This window comes from Williamsia sp. 1138, from assembly GCF_002095435.2.
Lineage (GTDB): Bacteria > Actinomycetota > Actinomycetes > Mycobacteriales > Mycobacteriaceae > Williamsia.
Window position 1 is genome coordinate 1 of sequence record NZ_MJEJ02000038.1, and the last position, 22,269, is coordinate 22,269.

At 64.5% G+C, this 22,269-nt stretch carries 15 protein-coding genes; 10 read left to right on the forward strand and 5 right to left on the reverse strand.

Annotation, left to right across the window (positions count from 1 at the left end; genetic code table 11):
• The 3 genes from BH683_RS09780 to BH683_RS09790 form a co-directional block, all read right to left on the reverse strand.
• Positions 1-853 (reverse strand): DUF222 domain-containing protein (locus BH683_RS09780; RefSeq protein ID WP_143696027.1); only part of this gene is annotated, 853 nt, incomplete at its 3' end.
• A 448-nt stretch (positions 854-1,301) separates the two neighbouring features.
• Positions 1,302-2,492 carry an ABC transporter substrate-binding protein gene (locus BH683_RS09785; RefSeq protein ID WP_168187006.1) on the reverse strand — a complete coding sequence of 397 codons (1,191 nt, stop codon included), beginning with the start codon at positions 2,490-2,492 and terminating at the stop codon, positions 1,302-1,304.
• Positions 2,493-2,649: 157 nt separating this feature from the next.
• Positions 2,650-3,279 carry a TetR/AcrR family transcriptional regulator gene (locus BH683_RS09790; protein ID WP_094647375.1) on the reverse strand — a complete coding sequence of 210 codons (630 nt, stop codon included), beginning with the start codon at positions 3,277-3,279 and terminating at the stop codon, positions 2,650-2,652.
• 110 nt (positions 3,280-3,389) lie between these two features.
• Here BH683_RS09790 and BH683_RS09795 point away from each other — a divergent pair, with 110 nt between their 5' ends.
• The 10 genes from BH683_RS09795 to BH683_RS09840 all read left to right on the forward strand — a co-directional run bounded on the left by BH683_RS09795 (position 3,390) and on the right by BH683_RS09840 (position 18,676).
• On the forward strand, positions 3,390-4,574 hold the full coding sequence (locus tag BH683_RS09795) for a Rieske 2Fe-2S domain-containing protein (RefSeq protein WP_084836075.1): 1,185 nt from the start codon (positions 3,390-3,392) through the stop codon (positions 4,572-4,574).
• A 4-nt stretch (positions 4,575-4,578) separates the two neighbouring features.
• On the forward strand, positions 4,579-5,346 hold the full coding sequence (locus BH683_RS09800) for an enoyl-CoA hydratase/isomerase family protein (RefSeq protein WP_084836076.1): 768 nt from the start codon (positions 4,579-4,581) through the stop codon (positions 5,344-5,346).
• Positions 5,343-5,978, forward strand: a complete 636-nt coding sequence (locus BH683_RS09805) for a PaaI family thioesterase (RefSeq protein WP_084836077.1) — start codon at positions 5,343-5,345, stop codon at positions 5,976-5,978. Before BH683_RS09800 ends, BH683_RS09805 begins: the two co-directional genes overlap by 4 nt.
• Entirely contained in the window at positions 5,975-7,189 is a 1,215-nt protein-coding gene (locus tag BH683_RS09810) for a CoA transferase (protein WP_084836078.1), read from the forward strand. The genes BH683_RS09805 and BH683_RS09810 overlap by 4 nt, the downstream gene beginning before the upstream one ends.
• Before the next feature lie 214 nt (positions 7,190-7,403).
• A complete protein-coding gene (locus BH683_RS09815) occupies positions 7,404-8,945 on the forward strand; it encodes an AMP-binding protein (protein WP_084836079.1) in 1,542 nt (513 codons plus the stop codon).
• Between the two features lie 21 nt (positions 8,946-8,966).
• A complete protein-coding gene (locus tag BH683_RS09820) occupies positions 8,967-11,117 on the forward strand; it encodes a molybdopterin-dependent oxidoreductase (RefSeq protein WP_084836080.1) in 2,151 nt (716 codons plus the stop codon).
• Positions 11,114-13,351, forward strand: a complete 2,238-nt coding sequence (locus BH683_RS09825) for a molybdopterin-dependent oxidoreductase (protein ID WP_084836081.1) — start codon at positions 11,114-11,116, stop codon at positions 13,349-13,351. Before BH683_RS09820 ends, BH683_RS09825 begins: the two co-directional genes overlap by 4 nt.
• Positions 13,351-15,000, forward strand: a complete 1,650-nt coding sequence (locus tag BH683_RS09830; RefSeq protein ID WP_084836082.1) for an FAD-dependent oxidoreductase — start codon at positions 13,351-13,353, stop codon at positions 14,998-15,000. Before BH683_RS09825 ends, BH683_RS09830 begins: the two co-directional genes overlap by 1 nt.
• A complete protein-coding gene (locus tag BH683_RS09835; RefSeq protein WP_084836083.1) occupies positions 14,997-17,156 on the forward strand; it encodes a molybdopterin-dependent oxidoreductase in 2,160 nt (719 codons plus the stop codon). The genes BH683_RS09830 and BH683_RS09835 overlap by 4 nt, the downstream gene beginning before the upstream one ends.
• Entirely contained in the window at positions 17,153-18,676 is a 1,524-nt protein-coding gene (locus BH683_RS09840) for an AMP-binding protein (protein ID WP_084836084.1), read from the forward strand. Before BH683_RS09835 ends, BH683_RS09840 begins: the two co-directional genes overlap by 4 nt.
• Positions 18,677-18,775: 99 nt before the next feature.
• On the opposite strand, the gene BH683_RS09845 is transcribed toward BH683_RS09840, so the two are convergent.
• Together BH683_RS09845 and BH683_RS09850 are read right to left on the reverse strand one after the other, a co-directional pair.
• On the reverse strand, positions 18,776-21,511 hold the full coding sequence (locus BH683_RS09845; RefSeq protein ID WP_168187007.1) for a branched-chain amino acid ABC transporter permease/ATP-binding protein: 2,736 nt from the start codon (positions 21,509-21,511) through the stop codon (positions 18,776-18,778).
• Complete coding sequence (locus BH683_RS09850) at positions 21,511-22,218, reverse strand: ABC transporter ATP-binding protein (protein ID WP_084836086.1); 708 nt, start codon at positions 22,216-22,218, stop codon at positions 21,511-21,513. Before BH683_RS09850 ends, BH683_RS09845 begins: the two co-directional genes overlap by 1 nt.
• Positions 22,219-22,269 lie beyond the last annotated feature (51 nt).

The following is a 22,269-nucleotide window of genomic DNA, read 5'->3' on the forward strand; positions in this document are numbered from 1 at the left end:
CGGCGGCGGCTTCTTGCTCCCGAAGTGCTTCGTCGAGTTGGTCTTTGGTCATGGTGATGATCAACTGCACCGGCAACCCGCGATGAGTCTTGCCGAGCTGTCCGGACTCGAGCAGATACATGAGCATCGCCTTGAGAGCGTCATGATTACGCTGCGACTGCGTACGAAGATCATTGTCCGCCGCGGCCTGCAGAACCGCAGGATCCAGTGCCGGGTCATCGGCAGCCCCCGACGGGGACAACTCATCATCGGGATTGTTCATCCCCGGCGCCGCCCACACCCCCAACATCACTTCCATCAACGCCGTCGTCGTCGGATCCAGATGACCGGCCACCTTCGCCATGAAATCCGTCGCCGGCTTACCCAGATCGACACCCCGCTTCTTCGCGCGATCAACATCGTCAGCGAGTTTGCCGTCGGGATCCAAGTAGTCGACGATCCGCTCACCGATCGTCTTGACCTGCCCCGGCGGATACTTGCGGCACAGATCGGCCAACGCGACCTCGGTGTTCGCGCGCTGCTCGGCATCGATCTTGTGCGGGATATCCGCCATCACCTCGATCACCACCCCGACATGATCGAGGTCGATCACACCCGCGGCCAACAACTGCGCTGTTTCCGGGAACCGCGGACCGATCACCTCACCACTCGGAGTCACCGACGGCGTCAACGCATCCATCGCCTCCACCCGCGCCTTCGCAGCACCCGGGCGCATCCGCGTCATCAACGTCAACACCGCCGCCGGAGACGAACACCCCGCCGTCGAATATGCCCGCCGCACAGCAACTTCCCGCAACACCGGCAACGAGGCTGACTGCAACCGCCGCGCCGCGATCTCCAACCGCTCAGTCAACCGAACACAATCAGAATCAGAGAACGCCGTCAGATCCAACTCAGCCAACTGTGCGATAGCCGCATCAAGCCCTGCCACCGCGCCGACAACCGGCGAATCAACAACAACACCCTCCGACACGAAGACCCCCTCCCCAGGGAACCGAGAAACCAACGCAGACAACAACCACCACAAACAATGAATCGTCGTCAGGAAGTTTCTCTATCACTGATGGTACTCCGAAAAGTCTAATCTGTCGAACGTATGTTCCCCTCTTTTGCGACAAGTGTCGGACGGCGACAGGAAATCGGCCGAAGTCGCAGATCCGGAGACCCTGACTGCTGACATCGCGGCCAACAAGGGCAAGGTTCCCCGCCGCAACCCCCTGACAGTGAGTTGATTACTGCTCGTTCTGGCGAGGCGGCCGCAGTGACCGTTTCGCCAGAACGGGCTTCGTCACTCGAGGCGGCTATTGGACGAACAGCGGACTGAGGTCTTCGAACCCGCCGTCTTGCACGATCTTTCCGTCTTCGACGGTGGTGTAGACGACGTTGCGATTGAACACCCGGTTCAGCTCAGGCGCGGTGAACTCGACGGTGAAGTCGACCGGAGCCATCAGGCCGCCGGCGTTGATCTCCTTGGCGCCCTCCATCGCCTGCGTCACGGTGGCGGCGGTGATGTCGGTGTGGCCTCGCATGACGTCGGCAAGTACCTGATACGAAGCCCAGGTGTCCTGGTTGTAGACGCCGGTCCAGTCGACGTCATCGCTGGCCGACTTTGCGGCATCCCACGCGGGATCGCTCGCGACGACGAAATTGCTGGCCGAAGTCGCGCCGGCCATAGCCTCGCCGGCCTGGGACAACACCGTTTCGTTCAAGGCTCCGGTCAACGGGTAGTAGCGGGTGTCGACACCGACGCTCTCGCCGGCCTTGGCCACCGCGACCACCTGATCATTGGGGAGGCCGAGAATGGCGCAATCCGATTCGCCCGCGGACTTGGCGACACTCGTGAAGTCCGTTGTGGTCGTCGGTACTTTGATGACGTTGGCGGGCTGCCCGCCGGCGTTTCTGATACCCAAGTTGATCAGATCTGTGGAGTGCCCCGTGGCCGGGCTGTCGTACTGCACCGTCGAGATCGTGGAGCAACCATCTTTGACAGCCTTCGCGGCGATACCCGCGAATGATGTTCCGCCGGCCAGCAGCAGGTAAGAGTTCTTGTCCCCGAGTTCATTTGCCGAGAACCCAGGGGCGCCGATCCAGGGAATCCCGGCGTCTTCGAGGATGGGATTGATCGTTGCACCATTGGTGGTGAAGCCACCGAGAACGGCAACAGCCTTTTCCGATACCGCCCGCCGCGCACAATCGGCAGCCTTGTTGGTGTCATTGCCGTCGTTGCAGGTGATCAGCTTCACCTCGTGCCCACCGAGTCCGCCGGCGGCGTTGATCGTGGCGACCGCGGCTTTCGCTGATTCGTGGATCTCGGGCTGATTGATGGCAGCGGTATCGACGGGTGCGATCGTCATCACGGTGACGGGTACCCCCGTGAACGTCTGATCGGATGAGGATTCGCTGCTCGCGGTGTTGTCGTCGCCGCACGCGGTCAGCGCCAGCAGTAGGGCGGTGCCGGCGGCCAGCACAAAGGTTCCGGATTTCATGGACATGGTTTCGCTCCTCGTGACGCGGACGGATCGTCCGACGTGAATGGGCGTCATCTGGTGACGAGTGCGAAGCCTATAGGCATTAGATAAAACCGTGTGGCCGTTTTCGAAAAGCCCACCACGATATGGATTTACAACCGCCGGCAGCGACTACAAGAGGCTAGTGACCAGCCCGAGGGTTCTCGGCCTGACCCCGAGGGAGCAGGGCGGGAACGAAGAACTCTCTGAGCTTGGTCCGAAATCGATCGAGGTCGCCCGCCTCGTCGCCCTGGCTGATGTAAAGCATCTCGAGTTCGGAGATCCACTCGCAGAGCAGGGGTAGGTCCAGGTCGGCGCGAAGGTCGCCGCGCTCCTGCGCTGCGAGGAGAATCGGTTCCCAGAGTTCGCGGGTGAGCTCGACCGCTTTGCCGGACGTCACCAGCAGCGAGTTCGCCAGCGCCATTGCCGCCGGTGAGACCAGCATGTGCACCATGGGGTCCCGGAACCCGCGAGTGACGTTGTGGCAGATGCCTTCTACGATCTGTTCGCCGATGGTCGGCCACGCGGCGATGTGGTCCCGCGCGGGTCCGAAGTTCATCCGGGCGCGCCGGGCAACCGATGCCATGATCAGGCTGTCGCGATCGGAGAAGTAGCGATAGACGGTGGCGCGCGACAGGGTGGCTGCTCGTGCGACATCCTCCATCGTGGTCTTGCCGATGCCGAATTGCTCGAAGCACGATTCGGCCGCCACCAAGATCGTCGTTCGGATCTCGGCCGTCGGGTCGTTCTCCGGCTCCTTGTCGATGGTCACGGCCCTACGGTATCGCGAGTCAGGTCGACGACCATGAGACGAAACACGGAATATGTCTTATGTCGTGTGAAACAATAGACACCAGATGTCTTATGTGCCACTCTCGATGTATGCAACGGGAAGACAAGATCGAACTGACCCAGCGGCTGATCGCGCATGTTGACAACAACTCGACCGACTACGCGGACGACGTTCTGCGCGTGCCGTTCTCGGCGTTCAACGATCCCGAACTCGCGGAGTCGGAACGCCAGGTCGTGCGGCGGTTTCCGCATATCGTCGCGCACCTGGACGAGTTGCAGAAGGCCGGCGACTTCATCACCACCACTCTGATCGGCACTCCGCTGCTGGTTGTGCGGCAACCCGACGGCAGTGTGAAGGCCTTTTCGAATGTCTGCCGGCACCGCGGTGCGAAGGTCGAGTTCGCCGAATCCGGGTGTAAGCGCATCTTCGCGTGCCCGTATCACAACTGGTCATACGGCCGCGGCGGCGATCTTCGAGGAATGCCGCACGCCGAGGGCTTCGAGGGTATGGATCGAAGTGAGTACGGTCTGGTCGAGTTCCCCTGCGAGGTACGCCATGGGCTGGTGTGGGTGGTCCCGACGGTCGGTGCCGAGATGGATATCGCGGCGGTACTTGGTGACAAGCACGACGCGGAGGTCATCGATACCGGAATGGCCGACTCCTACCAGGTGCGCAAGGAAACCTGGAAACTCGACATGAACTGGAAGATCGCCGTCGACGGCGTCCAGGACTCGTATCACCTGTGCCAGCTGCACACCAAGACCGTCTGCAACTACCTCGAAGGCAACATCACAGCGCTCGATGTGGTGGACCGGTCATGGCGACTTGTGGTGGCACGCAAGTCGATCACCGAGGTGCGGGATGCCGATCCGGACAGTTTTGACGTCCGGGACTATTCGCTGGCGAACTACACCGTGTACCCCGGGACAATGCTGGTCACCGAGCCGAACCACTTCGAGATCTGGACCATCGTTCCTGACACCGACGATCCGAACGTCAGCTACTGCACCATTCGGCTGCTGTCCCCGAAGAAGCCGGAGACGCCTCGCGAGGTGCGAATCCTCGAGAAGAACTGGGAGCTGTTGATGGCGACCTTGCACGACGAGGATTGGTTCGTGACCAAGACGATCACGGACAACGCGGCACACGGTCAGGTGAAAGAACTGATCTATGGCCGAAATGAACTGCCCGGGCAGCTGTTCCACAACATGGTTGCGAGCGATGTCGTGGAACTGGAACGAGAGCGTTCGGCGCAGACCGCGTCCACCGGGTAGCGAGATGGCTGTCGACGAACACGGTCCATCACTGCTTGCGGAACGCCCCGCATCGGGCGTGCTCCGCCTGACCCTGAATCGCCCACAGGTTCACAACGCGATCTCGGTTGCGCTGCAGCGAGATCTCGACGACTCACTCCTGGCCGCGGCGGACGACGATGACGTGCGCGCGGTGATCATCACCGGCGCGGGGACAGACACGTTTTCTGCGGGTTACGACCTCAAAGAACTCGCTGAGATGTCATCGGAGCAGGCCGCCTCCGCGATGCTGGAGCGGGATGAGCTGCTCTGGCGTTATCTGACCTTTCCCAAGCCGACTGTCGCAGCGATTGCCGGCGCCGCGTACGGCGCCGGGACCATCATCGCCGCGTGCTCCGACCTCCGGGTCGGTGGGCCCTCGACCCGACTCACCTTGTCGGGCGCGCGGTATGGCGGGGCGAGTCTGACCTGGCTGCTGGACGACCTCGTCGGTGCGGGTCGTGCCCGGGATCTGCTCATGACATCGCGCACCGTCGACGGAGAAGAGGCTCACCGGATCGGGTTGCTCAGCCGCTACGGCAGCGACATCGCCGCGAAGGCACTCCAGGCGGCCACGGAACTGGCCGCGCAGCCGGCAGATGGTCTCCGCGACCTCAAGGCCCTGCTGCTGGACCGGCACGGCCGCGACCTCCGGGCTCGATACGACAGAGAGAACGCTCTCGCACGCAGCGCCCTCGGTAACCGGTCCGTGGCCGAGATGTTTGCGGGCTTCTTCGCCGGAGGCAGGGCGTGAACACGCCTGGCTGGGACGATCCCCTTGTGCCGTCGACTCCGATCGATGACGAGTTCGCCCAGTTGATCGAGGCACTTCGTGACGTTCAGGAGGCCATCACCCGGTCTAACCCCACCGCGTCCGGTGCGGCGGCGGCCGCCGAGTCGCTGCGAACGGTGGCCGCCGGCATGCGTGACTTCGAGGTCGGGGAGGACGAACAGGTATCGGGCAAGCGGTGGGACCTGCCGGGGAGTGGTCGTGCGTTGGGTCCACCTCTGTACCTCGACACCGTCACCGAGAACACTGCAGCGGGGCGAGTGACGGTCGGCCGCTTCCACTCGGGCCGCTATGCCCTCAACGGTGGTATCACGCCACTTGTCTTCGACGAGATCATGGCGAGGCTCGCGAACAGCTCGGGTCGGCCGTGGGCGCGCACCGCGTACCTGAACGTGAACTTCCGGGCGCCGGCGCCGCTGCACGCCGAGCTCTCGGTGACCGCTGAGCTGGTGAGCCAAGAGGGACGCAAGCGTCTTGTGCGCGGTGCCATCCACCACGGCGATGTGCTGGTGGCGGACGCCGAGGGGCTGTGGGTCGAGCTCAAACCTGAACAGACACACAATGTCTCGAACATCACGGAGGTAGGTGGACGATGAGCGGATTCTCGTTGCTCAACGGCGTGCGGATTCTTGAAGTGGCACAACTGGCGCCGGCGTCCCTGGGTGGCCATCTGGCCGATCTCGGGGCCGAGGTCATCAAGGTGGAGTCAGGGCCACTCGGTGATCCGGTCCGAGTGGGCGGAAGTCGTGCGGTCGGCGGGCCCGATGGCCCGGCATTCATGCATCTCCGGTGGAATCGGGGCAAGAAGTCGGTGGCTCTCGATCTGCGCACCCCCGAGGGTCGGCAGGCGTTCCTCGACATCGCCCGTCCTTGTGATGCCGTGATCGAGGGGATGCGCGGAGGCTATCTCGACTGGCTGGAGATCGGTTACGACGCTCTGCGGCAGGTCAATCCGAAGATCGTCCTGTGTACGGTGTCCGGGATGGGCACCGACGGGCCGTACCACGGTCTCGGCAGTGGAGGCCCCATGTTCGACGCATACGCGGGTCTTCGTGAGGTACGCACACCTGACGAACCCCCGACCGAGGGAATGGCCGGTTCGACAACTCCGCCGATTGCCATGTACGCACTCGGCGCGTATGGGGCGATGGGGCTACTCGCGGCGTTGCACAAGGCCGGAGCGACGGGGGAGGGGAGCCACGTCGAAGTCTCCGGAATCGACGTTGCGGCCGCCTGGATGCCCGATGGTGTTGATGCCGAGCTGAACCGAGAGCGTTCGATCCCTCGGCCCACCTGGCTCCCCGACGGTCGCCTACCGGATTGGCCGAGGCTCGAGGCCTACCGGACCAGCGATGGCGAGGCGATTCTCTTCGGATCCCACGTCGAGAAGTTCTGGCATCATTTTCTGATCGCGGTCGATCGAGAGGACCTCGCCGATGTCGACCTCTCGAGTGCCGACCGGGAGGCGCCGGGCCGGGCGAACCTGGTCTGGCGCGAGCTGACCGGCATTTTCGCTCAGCGGACCCGTGCCCAGTGGGTCGAGCTCTTCCTCGAACACGAGATAGCCGGGGGCCCGGTCAACAGCATCCCGGACATGCTCTCCGACCCGCACTTTCGGGCGCGGGACAACACCTATCGGGTCGACCACCCCGACGTCGGCGAGCTGGAGTTCGTCGTCAGTCCGGTGCGGGTCGATGGCGAGAAGTTCGATCCCGCTCTGCCGCCGACGATGGGTGCCGACACCGAAGAGGTACTGCGCACCGTCGCCGGCTACCGCCCGGCGGAAATTTTGTCCTTGGCTGACTGACAGTCGCGCCGAAGCGAAGCACACCCACACGGAAATGACTGTGTGGGTGTGTTTTTGGTGTTCGAGCCAGGAGCCTTGCGAGGCTTTCGAGTGTCTTGCCCCGGTTGCATCTCTTACCTACAGATGTTAGTTTTACCGAAGTGGAAGTGAGCACGGTCACAACCGCAGACGGGACGGCCGGATTGGATCGGCCGATGACGAGGAGTGCGCAGAAATGAACTTGGCAGACCTGACTCGGTTCTGGGGAAAGACGCGGTCTGCACAGCAGGCCATCGTGTTCGGAGACACTGCGCAGACCTGGGCCGAGGTCGACGCGATCACCGACGCGCTGGCTCGTGGTCTGGCGGCGCGAGGTGTGTGCAAGGGCGATCGTGTCGCTGTGATGATGCTCAATCGACCGGAACTCGCTCATGTCATCCTGGCAACTCTCAAGCTCGGTGCGATCAGTGTTCCGCTGAACTTCCGACTCACCGCAAGAGAACTCGCGCCGATGGTGGTCGATTCCGCGCCTCGGGTCGTGGTCATCGAAGACGAGTTCTCGCCCCTGCTCGAAGTCGCCGCGACGCAGACCGATTTCGAGATCTTTGCCATCGGCGGCAGTGCGCACCCGTCATACGACGTATTGATCGACCCCGGAACCGCGCCGGATGTTGCGATCGACGCCGATGACCCGGGCTTCATCTGCTACACCTCCGGAACCACCGGAGTCCAAAAAGGTGCCTTGATCACGCACCGGAACGCGATGACCCCGGGCCTGTCCCAAACCCTCACATTCGGATTCTCCTCCGCCGACCGGGTGCTGTGTTCCGCGCCTCTGGTGTACACCGGTTCGGTGCTGTCGGTCTTCATGCAGTTGGTCGTCGTGCCCGGCGCGACCATGGTGCTGCTGCGGGAGTACGACCCCCAGATCGCACTCGATACGCTCGAGCGCGAGCAGATCACCGCCGCCACAACCGTTCCGGTTATCTGGGAGCGGATGACCACCCTCCCGGGATTCGACGGGCGAAAGCTCGCCGACTTCACCTTCGCGGGAACGGGCGGCGCGCCGGTCAGTCTCGATCTCCTGGACTTTTACCGCTCCCACGGCATTCCTTTGACGCAGTGCTACGGCCTCACCGAGGCGTCGGGGATGGTGACCACCCTGCAGTACGAGGACGCTCGGTCTCGTCCCGGATTCGCCGGGTTGCCGATGGTCGGCACCCACGTCCGAATCGGAGATCCCAGCGTGGACACTCCGTCCGGTGACGTCGGTGAGATCCTCGTTCGGGGTGAGCATGTGTTGCGCGAGTACTGGCGCAAGCCCGAAGCGACCGCGTCCACCTTGGTCGACGGCTGGCTGCGCACCGGGGACCTGGGCCTGAAAGACGACGACGGCTTCCTCAGGATCGTGGACCGCAGCAAGGACATGCTCATCTCAGGTGGACTCAATGTCTATCCGGCCGAGATCGAGAATGCGTTGCACGGGATAGAAGGTCTGGTCGACCTCGCGGTGATCGGTGTCCACGACGACCGGTGGGGCGAGGTGCCGATGGTGGTCTTCCACAGTGACCGCTCCGCCGATGACATCGTGGCCGACATCGCAAAGGTCGCCGGCGAGCATCTCGCAAAGTTCAAGCAGCCGAAGCATGCTGTGGCCCTGGACGAGCCATTGCCACGCACGTTCTCCGGAAAGCTCGCCAAGCCCAAGCTGCGGCAGCGTTTTCCATCGGTTCCGGGTGAGGCGCTCGCGGTCCAGGGTGTACCGACGCAGGCCTGACGGCGTCGCCGAGAGGTCCGAATGCTGCCCAACACATCTCGCCACGTCTCTTACTGCCGACTGTGCGCCTCCTCGTGCGGGGTCCTCGTCGATGTGGAGGACGGGCGGATCGGCCGAATCCTCGGCGACACCCATCACCCGATCTCCGGTGGGTACACGTGTCCGAAAGGGCGCAGAGGCGGCGACCTGACCCACGGCCCAGGCCGTTTGACCACCTCGATGCGCCGAACTGACGGGACATCCTCCGACGGCGGCAGGCACGTTCCGGTTGCAGCGGCCGAGGCGGTCCGCGACATCGCGGCACGCCTCGGCGAGGTAGTCGCCCGGCACGGACCGGAGTCGGTGGCCATGTTCACCGGGACACAGCACAACTTCGCGGCACTCACCCCGTTGATGGCCCGAGCGTGGTTTCGCGGCACCGGATCCCACAAGCTGTTTTCCACGATGACGATCGACCAATCCGCGAAATGGGTTGTTGCCGAAAGAATGGGAACCTACCTGGGCGGCAGGCAACAATTCGAGGACGCTGACGTCTGGCTGCTTGCCGGGACCAACCCGGTCGTCTCGGCCAACGGAGGCGACGGGGATGGCGCTGTGGTCCAGAACCCGTCGTGGACCCTGCGATCGGCCCGGGCGCGCGGGCTCCGGCTCATCGTCATCGATCCGCGGCGCACCGAGACTGCCGCACTGGCCGATATCCATCTGGCCCCACGCCCCGGGACCGATGCGGTTCTCTTCGCAGGATTGTTGCACGTGATTCTCGCGGAGGGGCTGCACGACAAAGACTTCACTGCGCGGTATGTCTCGGACTTTCCTCAGCTGACCGGAACCGTCTCCCCGGTGACGCCTGCTGTCGTCGAACGAATCTGCGCCGTACCCGCCGAGCAGGTCATCGAGACGGCGAGGGTTTTCGCCGGTGGGTCACGGGGGATGGCGACCAGCGGAACCGGAGTGTGCATGGGCCCGCACTCGAATGTGGCCGAGCACCTGCTCGCGGCACTGAACGTCGTCTGCGGTAGGTACCTGCGCGAAGGCGAACCGGCTGACGACCGTGCGGTGCTCACGCGGCAGGTACCGGCGCGCGCAGAGGTCGCCCCGGCCGACCGCGCCTATCGCCGCGGCTTCCGCAGCCGAATCGGCGGGCTGCGAGCGATTCGCGGGGAGCTACCGTCGGGCATTCTCGCCGACGAGATCCTCGAACCGGCCCCCGACCGGGTCCGCGCGCTGATCGTCTCGGGCGGCAACCCGGCTGCCGCACTGCCCGATCGAGACAAGACGCTGCGTGCCTTGCGGTCACTGGACCTGCTGGTGTGTATCGACCCCTGGATGTCTGACACTGCACGACTGGCGGGTTACGTGATCGCTCCGACGACGATGTACGAGCGCGCAGACCACACCATGATCATGGAACCGTTCTTCCCGACTCCGTTTGCGCAGTTCACACCCGCCGTGCTGACGCCGCCGGACGGCGTCGTGGACGACTGGCGCTTCTTCTTCGACCTCGCGGCCGCGTCGGGTCAACCGATCAAGTTCGCCGGTCGCCTGCTCGACCCCGACAACCCGCCGACTGCCGAAGATCTGCTGGCGATGGCGGCCGAACGGGGCCGGGTTCCGATGAACGAGTTGGCGGCCGCGCCTCACGGGCGCCTCGCACCCCGCAGCGATTCGGTCGTCGGCCCTGCCGATCCGGAGCGGGCCGAACATCGCCTGACCCTGATGCCCGACGACGTCGCGGCTGAGCTGCGTTCGGCGTTGACCGAAAACCCCGCCTCCGCGCGGTATCCACTTCTGCTGACCGTACGACGCATTCGCGAGGCGGTGAACTCCACCGGCACCAGAGTTCCCGGGTTGGTCCATGGCGGGATCAATCCGATCTCCGTCCATCCCAGCGATCTGTCTTCCCTGGGGCTCCGCGACGGACAGCACGTCGAAGTCCGATCGTCGTCGGGGAAGCTACGGACCCGCGCGCGGAGCGATTCCACTCTCACTCGGGGGACTGTCACGCTCACACATTGTTTCGGCAATCTCGACAGCGGGGAGTCCGGTGCGAACGTCAACGCTCTCACCGGAGCCAGCAACGGTGTGCAGACCATCAACGCGATGCCCGCTCTGACCGCCGTGCCGGTCGTGGTTGCGGCGGCGCCCCAGTCTCGACGTCCGGAGACTCCGTGAGCGCACTCACCGAAAACACTGTCGGGCACCGGATATGTCCACTCTGCGAATCCACCTGCGGGTTGCTGGTGGAACTCGAGGGCAGAAGGGTCGTCGGTGTGTCGCCGAACGACGATGACCTGCTGAGCGGCGGCCACAGTTGTGCGAAGGGTTTGGGTCTGGGCCGGATCGAGGGCGACCCGGACCGGATCCGGTCGCCGCTGCTGCGCACTGATACCGGTGGGTTCCGGGAGGCCACCTGGGACGAAGCCTTCGCCGAGATCAACAGGCGCCTGCCTGAATTCGTTGCGGACGCCGGCAGTTGCGCCATCTATCACGGCAATCCCGCCGCGCACCACCTCGATGCCACCTTCTATCTGGGTGAACTGATCAGCGCGCTCGGTACCCGAAACATCTATTCGCCGGCCAGCGTCGACACCTGGCCGAAGAACTTGGCGCACATGTTGCTGTACGGCGGCGGACTGGGTCTGAGCCTGCCCGACATCGACCGCACCGACTACTTTCTGGTCTTGGGTTCGAATCCGATGGTGTCGAACGGCAGTACGGTGACCGCACCCGGCATGGAGCAGAGATTGCGTGTGCTCCGGGAACGGGGCGGCACACTTGTGGTGGTGGACCCGGTTCGCACCCGCACTGCAGAGGTCGCTGATCTGCACGTGCCGATCCGGCCGGGCACCGATGCCTTGTTCTTGCTGGGTGTGCTCTCTGCGATCGCGACCGAGGGGCTGACCCGGCGTGATCGGGTGCCGGAGGTGGTGGACGGTCTCGACGAGATGCTCACCCTCACTGCCGATTATGAACCGGATGTGGTCGCGACGGCGTGCGGCATCGACGCGGAGCTGATCCGTACGGTCGCGCGCGGTTTCGCCGGTGCACCTTCAGCTGTGGCACACAGCCGGATCGGTACGTGCATGCAGGAATTCGGAACCCTGGCCAACTGGCTTGTCGAAGTCCTGACCATCGTCACGGGGAACCTGGACCGACCAGGCGGTGCGATGTTCTCGCTCCCGCCGGCAGGCGGTCAGAATACCTGGCCGGTGTCGAGACCACCGAAGCTCATGTTCGACCGGTGGCGTTCGCGGGTGCGTGATCTCCCGGAGGCGATGGGGGAGTTGCCGGGTGTCTGCTTCGCAGAGGAGATCCTGACCCCCGGGCCCGGCCGGACCCGAGCTCTGATCACCCTCGCAGGTAATCCCGCGCGTTCGCTCCCCAACAGCGCCGCGATCGAGCGGGCCCTCGGCGCCCTCGATTTCATGGTGTCGATCGACTGCTATGTGAACGAGACGACGCGCTACGCCGACGTCATCTTGCCGCCGCCGCCGTTGGTGACCCGTGGGCACCACGATGTGACGCTGGCCCACTTCCAGATCCGGAATGTCGCCCGGTACACCCCGCCGTTGCTGGATCTCGCCGACGATGAACGCGCCGAGTGGCAGATCCTGCTGCGGCTGGCAGCGATAGCGAAGGGGACTCCGGAGCGGACGGTCGAGGAGATCGATGACGACGTGGCTGTCATCGCCACCCGCCGGGCAGCGAAGCTCGCCGGCTGCGAACCGGCCGCGGCGGCGATTGCCACCGGCTCACGCCGCGGTCCGCTTCGCCTCCTGGACCTTCGGCTCCGCAGCGGGCCCTACGGCGACCGGTTCGGGCTTGAACCTGCAGGCCTGACTCTCGAACTGCTGGAACAGAACCCGGACGGCATCGACCATGGTCCTCTGACTCCCCGGCTACCCGAGGTCCTGCGCACCCCGGATGGTCGGGTCAACCTGGTCCCGCCGATGATCACCGCCGACCTGCCGAGGCTGCGTGCGTCGATGGCCCGCCCCGTCGACAACCTCTTGCTCATTAACCGTCGGCAGCGGCGGGGGATGAACTCGTGGTTGCACAACGCGCTTCCGCAGCCGGACGGTGGGCAGTGCGCGCTGATGATGGACCCGCACGACGCCGCGATGCGCGGCCTGGTGGACGGTGACCGGGTGGCCGTCACGTCTTCCACGAACACTGTGCACGCCGAACTGCGCGTCGACGCCGCGATGCGCACCGGCGTGGTGAGCATGCCGCACGGATGGGGACACAGCGCACCGGGCCTGCGGACGCCACGATCGGAGGCCGTTCCCGGAAGCAACTACAACGCGTTGGTGGATGACTCCACCGAACTCGAGGCGCTGACCTCATCACCCATCTTCAACGGAGTCCCGGTCAGCGTGACCCGACTGAGCGAGGAGCGATCCTGATGGCCTACGTCGTCACCCAGAACTGCTGCAACGACGCCACCTGCGCCGCGGTGTGTCCGGTCGACTGCATTCACCCCACGCCCGCGGAACGGGACTATTCGCGTACCGAGATGCTCTACATCGACCCGGCCACGTGCATCGACTGCGGAGCCTGCGCAGACGTGTGTCCGGTGGATGCGATCGTGCCCGGGGACGCGATCGCTCCCGACGTCGACCGATACCGGGAGATGAATGCCGATTACTTCCAACGAAACCCACGAGCGACGGGGTCGGGCGCGCATGTGCAACCGCTACCCCTGACGCTCGCGACAGCGGTTGTCGCTGATCCACCCGCACTGCGGGTTGCGATCGTCGGGTCGGGACCGTCCGCGTTCTACGCGGCCGAAGAGTTGCTGGCCAGACGCGACATCGCCGCAGAGGTCACGATGTTCGAGCGGCTCCCGGTGGCCGGCGGGTTGGTCCGATTCGGTGTCGCCCCGGATCACTGGCACACCAAGACCGTGGACAAGGTGTTCAACCGCACCGCGAGGCGAGCCGGCTTCACGTTCCACCTTGGCGTCGACGTCGGACGGGACCTCAGCCTCGACGAGGTCTTGGCCCATCACCACGCGGTGATCCACGCATCCGGAGCATCGGGTGACCGACGGCTCGGCATCTCAGGCGAGGATCTTCCGGGCAGCGGCTCGGCGCGTGAGTTCGTCGCCTGGTACAACGGTCATCCCGACCAGGCCAACGCCTCTTTCGACCTGTCGACGAGGCGGGTGGTCGTCGTCGGTAACGGCAACGTGGCCCTCGACGTCGCGCGAATCCTGGTGTCCGACGTGGACGTTTTGCGGCGGACGGATATCGCCGACCACGCGCTGGCGACGTTGGCCGACAGCGCGGTCGAAGAAGTGATCGTTCTCGGCCGCCGAGGTCCCGAGTTCGCCGCCTGCACCACCCCGGAGCTCCTTGCTCTGGGCTCGCTGCCCGGGATCGACGTCCTCGTCGAGGGGCCGGTGACGGCAGAACCGGACTCGTCGATCAAGATGCAGATTCTCGCCGAGTACGCACAGCGGGAGCCAACACCGGGGAATCGGCGCATCATCATGCGTTTCGGGTCCACGCCGGAGGCCGTGATCGGCTCACAACACATCGAGGCGCTGGAGGTGAGAGCCACCGAGGATGGGTCCTTCGCCCGAATCGATTGCGGATTGCTGTTGCGGGCAGTCGGATACCGCGGGCGCCCGATCGAAGGGTTGCCCTTCGACTCTGCAACCGGCACTGTCGCCAACGTCGCGGGTCGCGTGGTCGAGCCGCTCACCGACAAGGCCGTCACCGGGCATTACACCGCGGGCTGGATCAAACGGGGCGCGACCGGGGTGATCGGCACCAATCGATACTGCGCAGCGGAGACGGTGGCCACCTTGCTCGATGATCACCGCCGGGGACTCCTCGAAACGCCGGAGGGATCCGAGGCTGACCTGGAAGAGCTGGTGCGGCAACGCTGTCCGGACGCACTCAGCGGTACGGATTGGCGAAGCATCGACCGGTACGAGCGAGCGCGCGGCCGGGAGGTGGATCGACCACGTATCAAGATCGTCGATGCGCGCGAGGCGGCAGCGGTCGCCTCTGCAAGCCGATCGTCGTGTCCGTCAGTCGCCGGATGAGCGTGTCCGACCCGGCGCAGGTGCACACCTTTTGCCGCATCTGCGAGCCGGGATGTGGACTGCTCGCCGAGGTGGCCGACGGTGCCGTCGTACGCCTGCAACCGGACTCCGATCACCCTGTGCACAAGGGATTTGCCTGCCACAAGGGTGTGCACTACCTGCAGGTTCACGACGACCCGGACCGGATCGACAGACCCCTCAAGCGAATGAATCCGCGCAGCGAGGAGCGCGGTGTCTTCGAGCCCATCGAATGGGACGATGCCGTGAGGGAGATCGCCGAGAAGCTGTTGCAACTGCGTGGTGATCACGGCCGAAACTCGGTTGGCATCTATCAGGGCAACCCGTCGGCGTTCAATGGCGCCTACTACGCGAACGCGGCGTCGATCGCCCGCGGATTCGACACCCGGATGCGTTTCAGCGCCGGAACGCAGGACACATCCGCCAAGTACGCGGCAAGCGAGGCGATCTACGGGGCGTCGATGGCCCATCCGATCCCTGATCTGCTCCACACCGACTACTTTCTGTGCCTCGGGAGCAACCCTGCGGTGTCGCACATGACGCTGATCCACATCTCGGACCCGATGGCGAAGATTCGGAACGTGAAAAAGCGAGGTGGCACAACCCTGTTCGTCAATCCGCGTCAGATCGAGTCGGCGGGCCCCGAGACCGGTGAGGTGCTGCTGATCAAGCCGGACACCGACTTCTACTTCCTTGCCGGGATCGTGCACGAGATCGCCTTCGGTATCGGTTTCGACCGGGAAGAGGTGCAGCGGCATGCGAAGGGCATCGACGAACTCCTTGATTTCGTGGCGCACTACCCGGTCGAGCGAGTCGCCGAGGTCACCGGAATCCAGGCCGCCCGGATCAGGCAGGTCGCCGCCGAGTTCTGCGCGGCGCCGAGCGCGAGTGTCTACATGGCCACCGGCGTCAACCAGGGACGCCAAGGTGCGCTGGCCTATTGGATGCTGAACATGGTGAGTCTGCTGTCGGGCAACCTCGGACGTCGCGGAGGCAACATCTATTCTCGTGGGGTCGCGGACGTGGTCCAGAACTCGAAACGCAGGCGGGCCGATCCGTTCTTCACCGGACCACTGGGCACGATGCGTACGGTGAGCGGCGATCTGCCGGCAGCTCTGCTGCCTGACTTCATCGACAACGCCGACGACCCGATCCGCGCGTTGATCGTGGTGTCGGGAAATCCGCTGTTGTCGGTGGGCGGGGGAGCGCGTCTGCGCGAGGCCTTCGGCAAGCTCGAACTGATCGTCACCATCGATCTGTACCGCACGGTCACCGGTGAGATGGCGGATTACGTGCTGCCCGCGACCGATTGGCTGGAACGCGAGGACATCAACTTCCTCAACACCATGGGTGTAGCGATAGAACCGTATGTGCAGTACACACCGGCGGTGGTAGTGCCCGCGGGTGAGCGTCGCGACGACTGGTGGATCCTCTCGCGCATACTGCAGGAGATGGGGGTGGCCACACTCCTCGACGATCCGCACCCCGACCCCTTCGCGATCGTCGACGCCGTGATGAATGATTCCGGTCTGTCGGTCGATCTGTTGAAGAAGATGCCTTGCCAGACTGCAGTGTTGCCCGAAGCTGTTCCTTCCCAGGTGTTCAGCATCGCCGTGCAACACGACGACGGTCTGATCGACTGTTTCCCGGCCGTCTTCGAGAGTGCGTGCCGGACTGCAGCAGATATCTACGACGAGCTGGTCGCTGAACCCCTCGGCCAGCTCAAACTCATCACGCGGCGCACCAACTTCATGGTCAACAGCTGGCTACACAACCTGCCGGTACTCAAACAAGGTGTTCATCAGGACAATCCGCTGTGGATCAATCCTGACGATGCGCGCCGGCTGTCGCTGGTCGACGGGGACACGGTCCACGTCAGCAACCGGTACGGGAAAGTCGACGCCGTCTTGGTGTGCGACGACACCCTGAGAACCGGTGTTGTGGCAATGACACACGGTTGGGGGCAAGGCGCCGCTCGGGGTCTGGACGTCGCCCGCCGACACCCGGGTGTGAACGCCAACCAGCTTTCGCCGACCGGTGCCGGGGCGTTCGATCCGCTCAGCAATCAATCGCACCTCACCGGAATCAACGTCGAAGTGTCCCGGGACACTCGTACAGCAGCAGGAGGAAACTTATGAGTGGCACCGTGAACGATGCGCTGACCTATTGGGCGCGGGCCGTGCCCGAACAGGTGGCGATCGACTTCGCCGGCGACGAGGTCACCTACCACGAGCTGGGCAGTTGGATCGACGCAGTGGCACACGACCTCACATCGAGAGGAGTCCGGGTTGGAGACCGCGTCGGTCTCCTCGGGAAGAACTCGCTGGAGTGGTGTGTCGCAGCGTTGGGGGCGATGAGGGTGGGCGCGATCGCGGCGCCTTTCAACCAACGCTTTCTCCCACGCGAACTCGAAGCCCTCGTAGACACGTGTGAACCGGTGGTGGTGTATTGCGACTCAGAATTGCGCACACGGCTCGACGAGGTGCGCACCGTTGGACAGACCTTCGCGGTCGCGGAGTTCGAGCGGGATGTACGGCCGTTCCGGTGGACAATCACTGTCCCATTTCTCACCCCGATGGTCGAGTTGTCGGATCCCACCGCGATCGTGTTCACCAGCGGCACCACCGGCGCTCCGAAAGGTGTCATCTTCACCCACGCCACCATCGCCGGGATGATGCATCAGTGGGCAATGCAGGAACCGATAGAACACAACGCCCTTCGACCGCTGATGGCGATCCCTCTGTTCACGGCCGGTGGGATCATCTGGGGTATCGCTCGCACGGTGCTGCACGGCGGCACGTTACTTCTGCAACCAGGTTTCGATCCTGCTGCTGCCCTGCGCGTGTTGATCGACAGCCACGCGACCACATTCACCGGACCGCCGATCCTCTGGGAGCAGATCTCCCGGGTTCCGGGATTCGACGACGCAGACCTGAGCCACCTGACCACCGCTCACGTCGGGGGTGCGCGTGTGTCGCCGGCGTTGGTCGGCACCTGGTTGGCCAGAGGTGTGCAGTTGCGGCAGCTGTACGGGCAGACGGAGATCGGCGGGTCGGCGACGGTGATGCCGCGTGACGAGGCCGCCGAACACCCGGACAAGTGCGGTTGGGGCGGGATCTTCACGAAGATCCGGGTTGTGGATGCCGACGGCAAGGATTGTGCGCCGCACGAGTCCGGGGAAATCTTGCTGCGAGGTCCGGGCATGATGCCGGGTTACTGGCGCAACGACGAGGCCACGCGCGCCGCGTTCGTCGACGGTTGGCTGCGCACCGGTGACCTCGGAAAGTTGGACGAGAACGGATATCTCACGTTTGTCGATCGCCTCAAGGACCTGATCATCTCCGGTGGACTCAACATCTCACCTGCAGAGATCGAGCACGTGATCAGCCTGCTGCCGGGTGTCGAGGAGGTCGCCGTCATCAGTGTGGACGACGAGAAGTTCGGGGAGACACCGGCCGCGATAGTCAAGCGGGTCGACGGTCTGACCGAGGCCGACGTGGTCGCCCACTGCAACGAGAATCTCGCCGACTACAAGGTGCCCAGATACGTGGTGTTCACCGATGGTCCGTTGCCGCGGATGGCCAGCGGCAAGATCTCGAAGCCGAACCTGCGGAACACGTACTCCAATGTGCCGCAGCTGTACTCGAAGGTGCGGTGACAGTGACGCCGCGTTCCATCCCGTAAACCCATGCGTTCCAGGGACACCCAGGTGTTGGAACACCTGGGTGTACCCGGAACGAGTGGGTTTGTCCGGGAACTACTGGCGGATGACTTCGGCCGTGTCCTCCGCCGCCGCCACCGGCTCCCCGAGATACGCGGCGCGAACCGCTTCGTCACTGCGGATCTCATCAGGTGTGCCCGCGGCGATCGTCCGACCGAAGTCGAGGACGTGCACCCGGTCGGCGGTCCGGAGCACCATCGGCACATCGTGTTCGATGAGCAGTACCCCGATACCCCAATCATCGGCCAGGCGCCGGATGAGATGTCCGACCTCGCGGCTTTCCTCCTCGTCGAGCCCGGCGGCGGGCTCGTCGAGGAGCAGGATCGACGGCCTCGTCGCCACCGCACGGGCGATGGCGACCAACCGCCGCCGCCCATAGGACAGTTCCTCGGCCCGGACGTCCAACACATCACTGAGGCCGAGCTCCTCGATGGCTGCCAGCACGGTGTCGGTGGGACGCGACGGTCCCGGATAGAACAGATTGGTGACGTACGCCAACAGGTCTCGGGAATCCGAGGCCGCCAAGAGATTCTCGCGAACGGTCAAGTCGTTGAACAGCTCCAGGGACTGGAACGACCGCGACAGGCCGGCGCGGGCGCGCCGGTGCGGCGACCAGGACGTCATGTCCTGCTGATCCCATCGGACGGATCCGTCAGAGATCCGGTTGTAGCCGGTTACGGCGTCGATCAGCGTTGTCTTGCCGGCGCCGTTGGGACCGAGCAACCCGACGACCTGGCCGGGGCTGACGGTCATCGACACCTCTGAGAGCGCGGTGAAGCCTCCGAAACGTTGTGTGACACCGATGATGTCGAGGGTGTGCGGCGTGACCTCCGCTTTGACCCCCATCGACCGCACAGGAACTGCTTGCGCCTCAGTTCCACGTCGCCGGGACGGCACTTTCTGCCAGAGTTCGGTGAGCAGGGTCTGCGCCCTATCGACGATGCCGTTCTGACTGCCGATCAAGGTCGCGAGCAGCAGGAATCCGGTGATCAACGGTAGGTACTTGACGAAGCTCGAATCGGCGCTGGTGGTGGCGTCGCCGAAGAAGAGGACACCGACTCCGCCGGTGGCCAACGTTGCTCCGACCATCGGTCCGAGCACGTACCCGGCGCCTCCGATCACGGTGAGGACCAGGACGTTGATCGACATGTCGGACGGGAACAGTTGCTGGTAGAGGATGGTGGAGTAGCTGAATCCGTAGAGGGCGCCACCGAGTCCGGCGATACCCGCGGAGATGGTGAAGGCGTACAACTTCGATTGGAAGACGTTGACACCGACGGCTGCCGCCGCCCGTTCATTGGTGCGGACGGCGAGCAGTCGCCGCCCGACACGGCTGCGGCGCAGGTTTGCGACGACGAGGGCTACCACCACCAGAGCGACAAGGCAGATGGTGCTGTAATTGGCCGGATGCGTCACCGGGTCGACGTCCAGACCGAGGAAGGTCGGGGAGTCGATCTTGGTCTGGGCATCGCGGCCTGTGTAGTCACTGTTGGCGAAGACGAGTTGGTAGATGACGAAGCCGAGGCCGAAGGTGATCACCGCGAGATTGACACCGCGGGTGCGCAGGGCCGGTAGTCCGATGACGAACCCGACGATCATGGCCACCAGGACGCCGGCGATCAGCGCCGGTTCCATCGGCCAACCCTGGGCTGCGGCCAATCGGCCTGCAGCATAGGCGCCCACACCACCGAGCGCGAACTGTGCCAGTGAGAGTTGGCCGGCGTATCCGGTGATGACCACCACCGACAGTCCGACGATGGCAAAGGTGATCGAAACGATGATTGCCGGCTGCCAATCGTCCGGCACGGCAAAACGCACGACGACGAAGGCGAGGACGGCGGCGATCAGAACCGGCACCGGGCGGATCCGGCCGGTGCCGACGCGGGGTAGCCGGTCGGTGATCATGCCGCGCACGGGCAGTCCGCGGCCGCGAACCACCAACACCAGAATGATCACGATGAACGGCACTGCGTCGGCGACGCCGGTCTGGTCGATGTAGCGGGTGGCGAGCGCTTGCCCCATCCCGATCAGCAGACCGCCCACCACCGCGAGTCCGTACGACCTGAATTCGGCGAGGAGCGCCGTGGCGAGCGCCCCGATGATGAGGGCGCTCATCTGGGTCACCGAGATGAAACCGGAGGACGTCGCCGGGAAGAAGGCGCCTGCGACGGCGGCGAGTGCGCCGGCCAGACCCCAGGTGAGGCAGGCGAGCAGGTCCGGCGACCAGCCGAGGGCTGCTGCGGCCCTGGGGTTCTCCGCCGATGCGGACAGGGCCCGGCCGACCTTGGTGCGATTACTGATGGCAGCGAGGGCGAGAGCGCAGACGATCGTGATGAGCAGAAGGTAGATGTTCTGTTTACCGATGAGGACATCGTCGGTGAGGCTGATCGAGTCGGTGGATACCGGCACGTCGACGGTGCGCTGCTCGGCCCCGTACTTCAGCAAGACCCCTTGCGTCACGATCGTGAGGACGCCGAGTGTGGCGATGACCCTGGCGAGTGGGCTCGCCGAGCGCAGGGGACGCATGACGAGGAAGTGCACCAGTATCGCCGCCGCAGCAACGACGACCATGGCCACCACCAGCGCGATATAGAACGGCAACTCGGCCTCGGTGCGCAACTGGAAGACGGTGTACGCACCCAGGAGTGCGAATGCTCCGTGCGCAAAGTTGATCACGCCGGAGCCGCGATAGATCAGGACCAAGCCCATCGCCAGCAGCGCGTAGATGGAGCCGGTCCCCAGTCCGAGAAAGGCAAAAGTGAGTGTGTCCATCATGATTCCCCGGTCAGGTAGTGTTGGGCGATTTCGTCTGCTGAGCCGCGGAGGTCTGCGGCGGGTCCCTCGAGTACGATCCGGCCGCGCCGCAGAACGTACGCGTGGTCGGCGATCTCGAGTGCGTGTCGGACGTGCTGCTCGACCAGGACAACTGCGACGCCGCGGTCGGCGGCCTGCCGTAGGACCTTGAGTAGTCGCTGCACTATCAATGGCGCCAGACCGAGTGAGAGTTCATCGGCCAGCAGTACCTTCGGTTGCCCGGCCAGTACGCGGCCCAGGGCAAGCATCTGTTGCTGCCCACCGGACATCAGACCGGCCTTCTTGCCCAGGTGCTCCCGCAATTCGGGAAAATACTCGAGAGCGGCGTCCACCGACCCTCGACCCAACGAAAGATTCTCGCGCCCGGTCAGATTCATGAAGACACAGCGTTCTTCGGTGAGGTAGCCGAGACCGTGCCGGGCGCGGTGATCGAGACTGCGACGTTTCGAGTCTCCCAGCACCTGGACGTCTCCGCTCATCGGGGAGATCTCGCCGGCGATGGTCAGCAGTGTGGTGGTCTTGCCCGCGCCGTTGGCGCCGAGCAGCGACACGATCTGCCCGGGTTCGACCCGGATATCGAGGTCGTGGACAGCGGGCGTCCCGCCATACCCGGCTGTCAGATGATCTAGATGTACCGCGGGTACTGCGGTGACGGTTGTGCTCATTGGCTGTCTTTCTCTGCTGGAGACGGGATGCGGCCCTGCCGAGATCGGAGG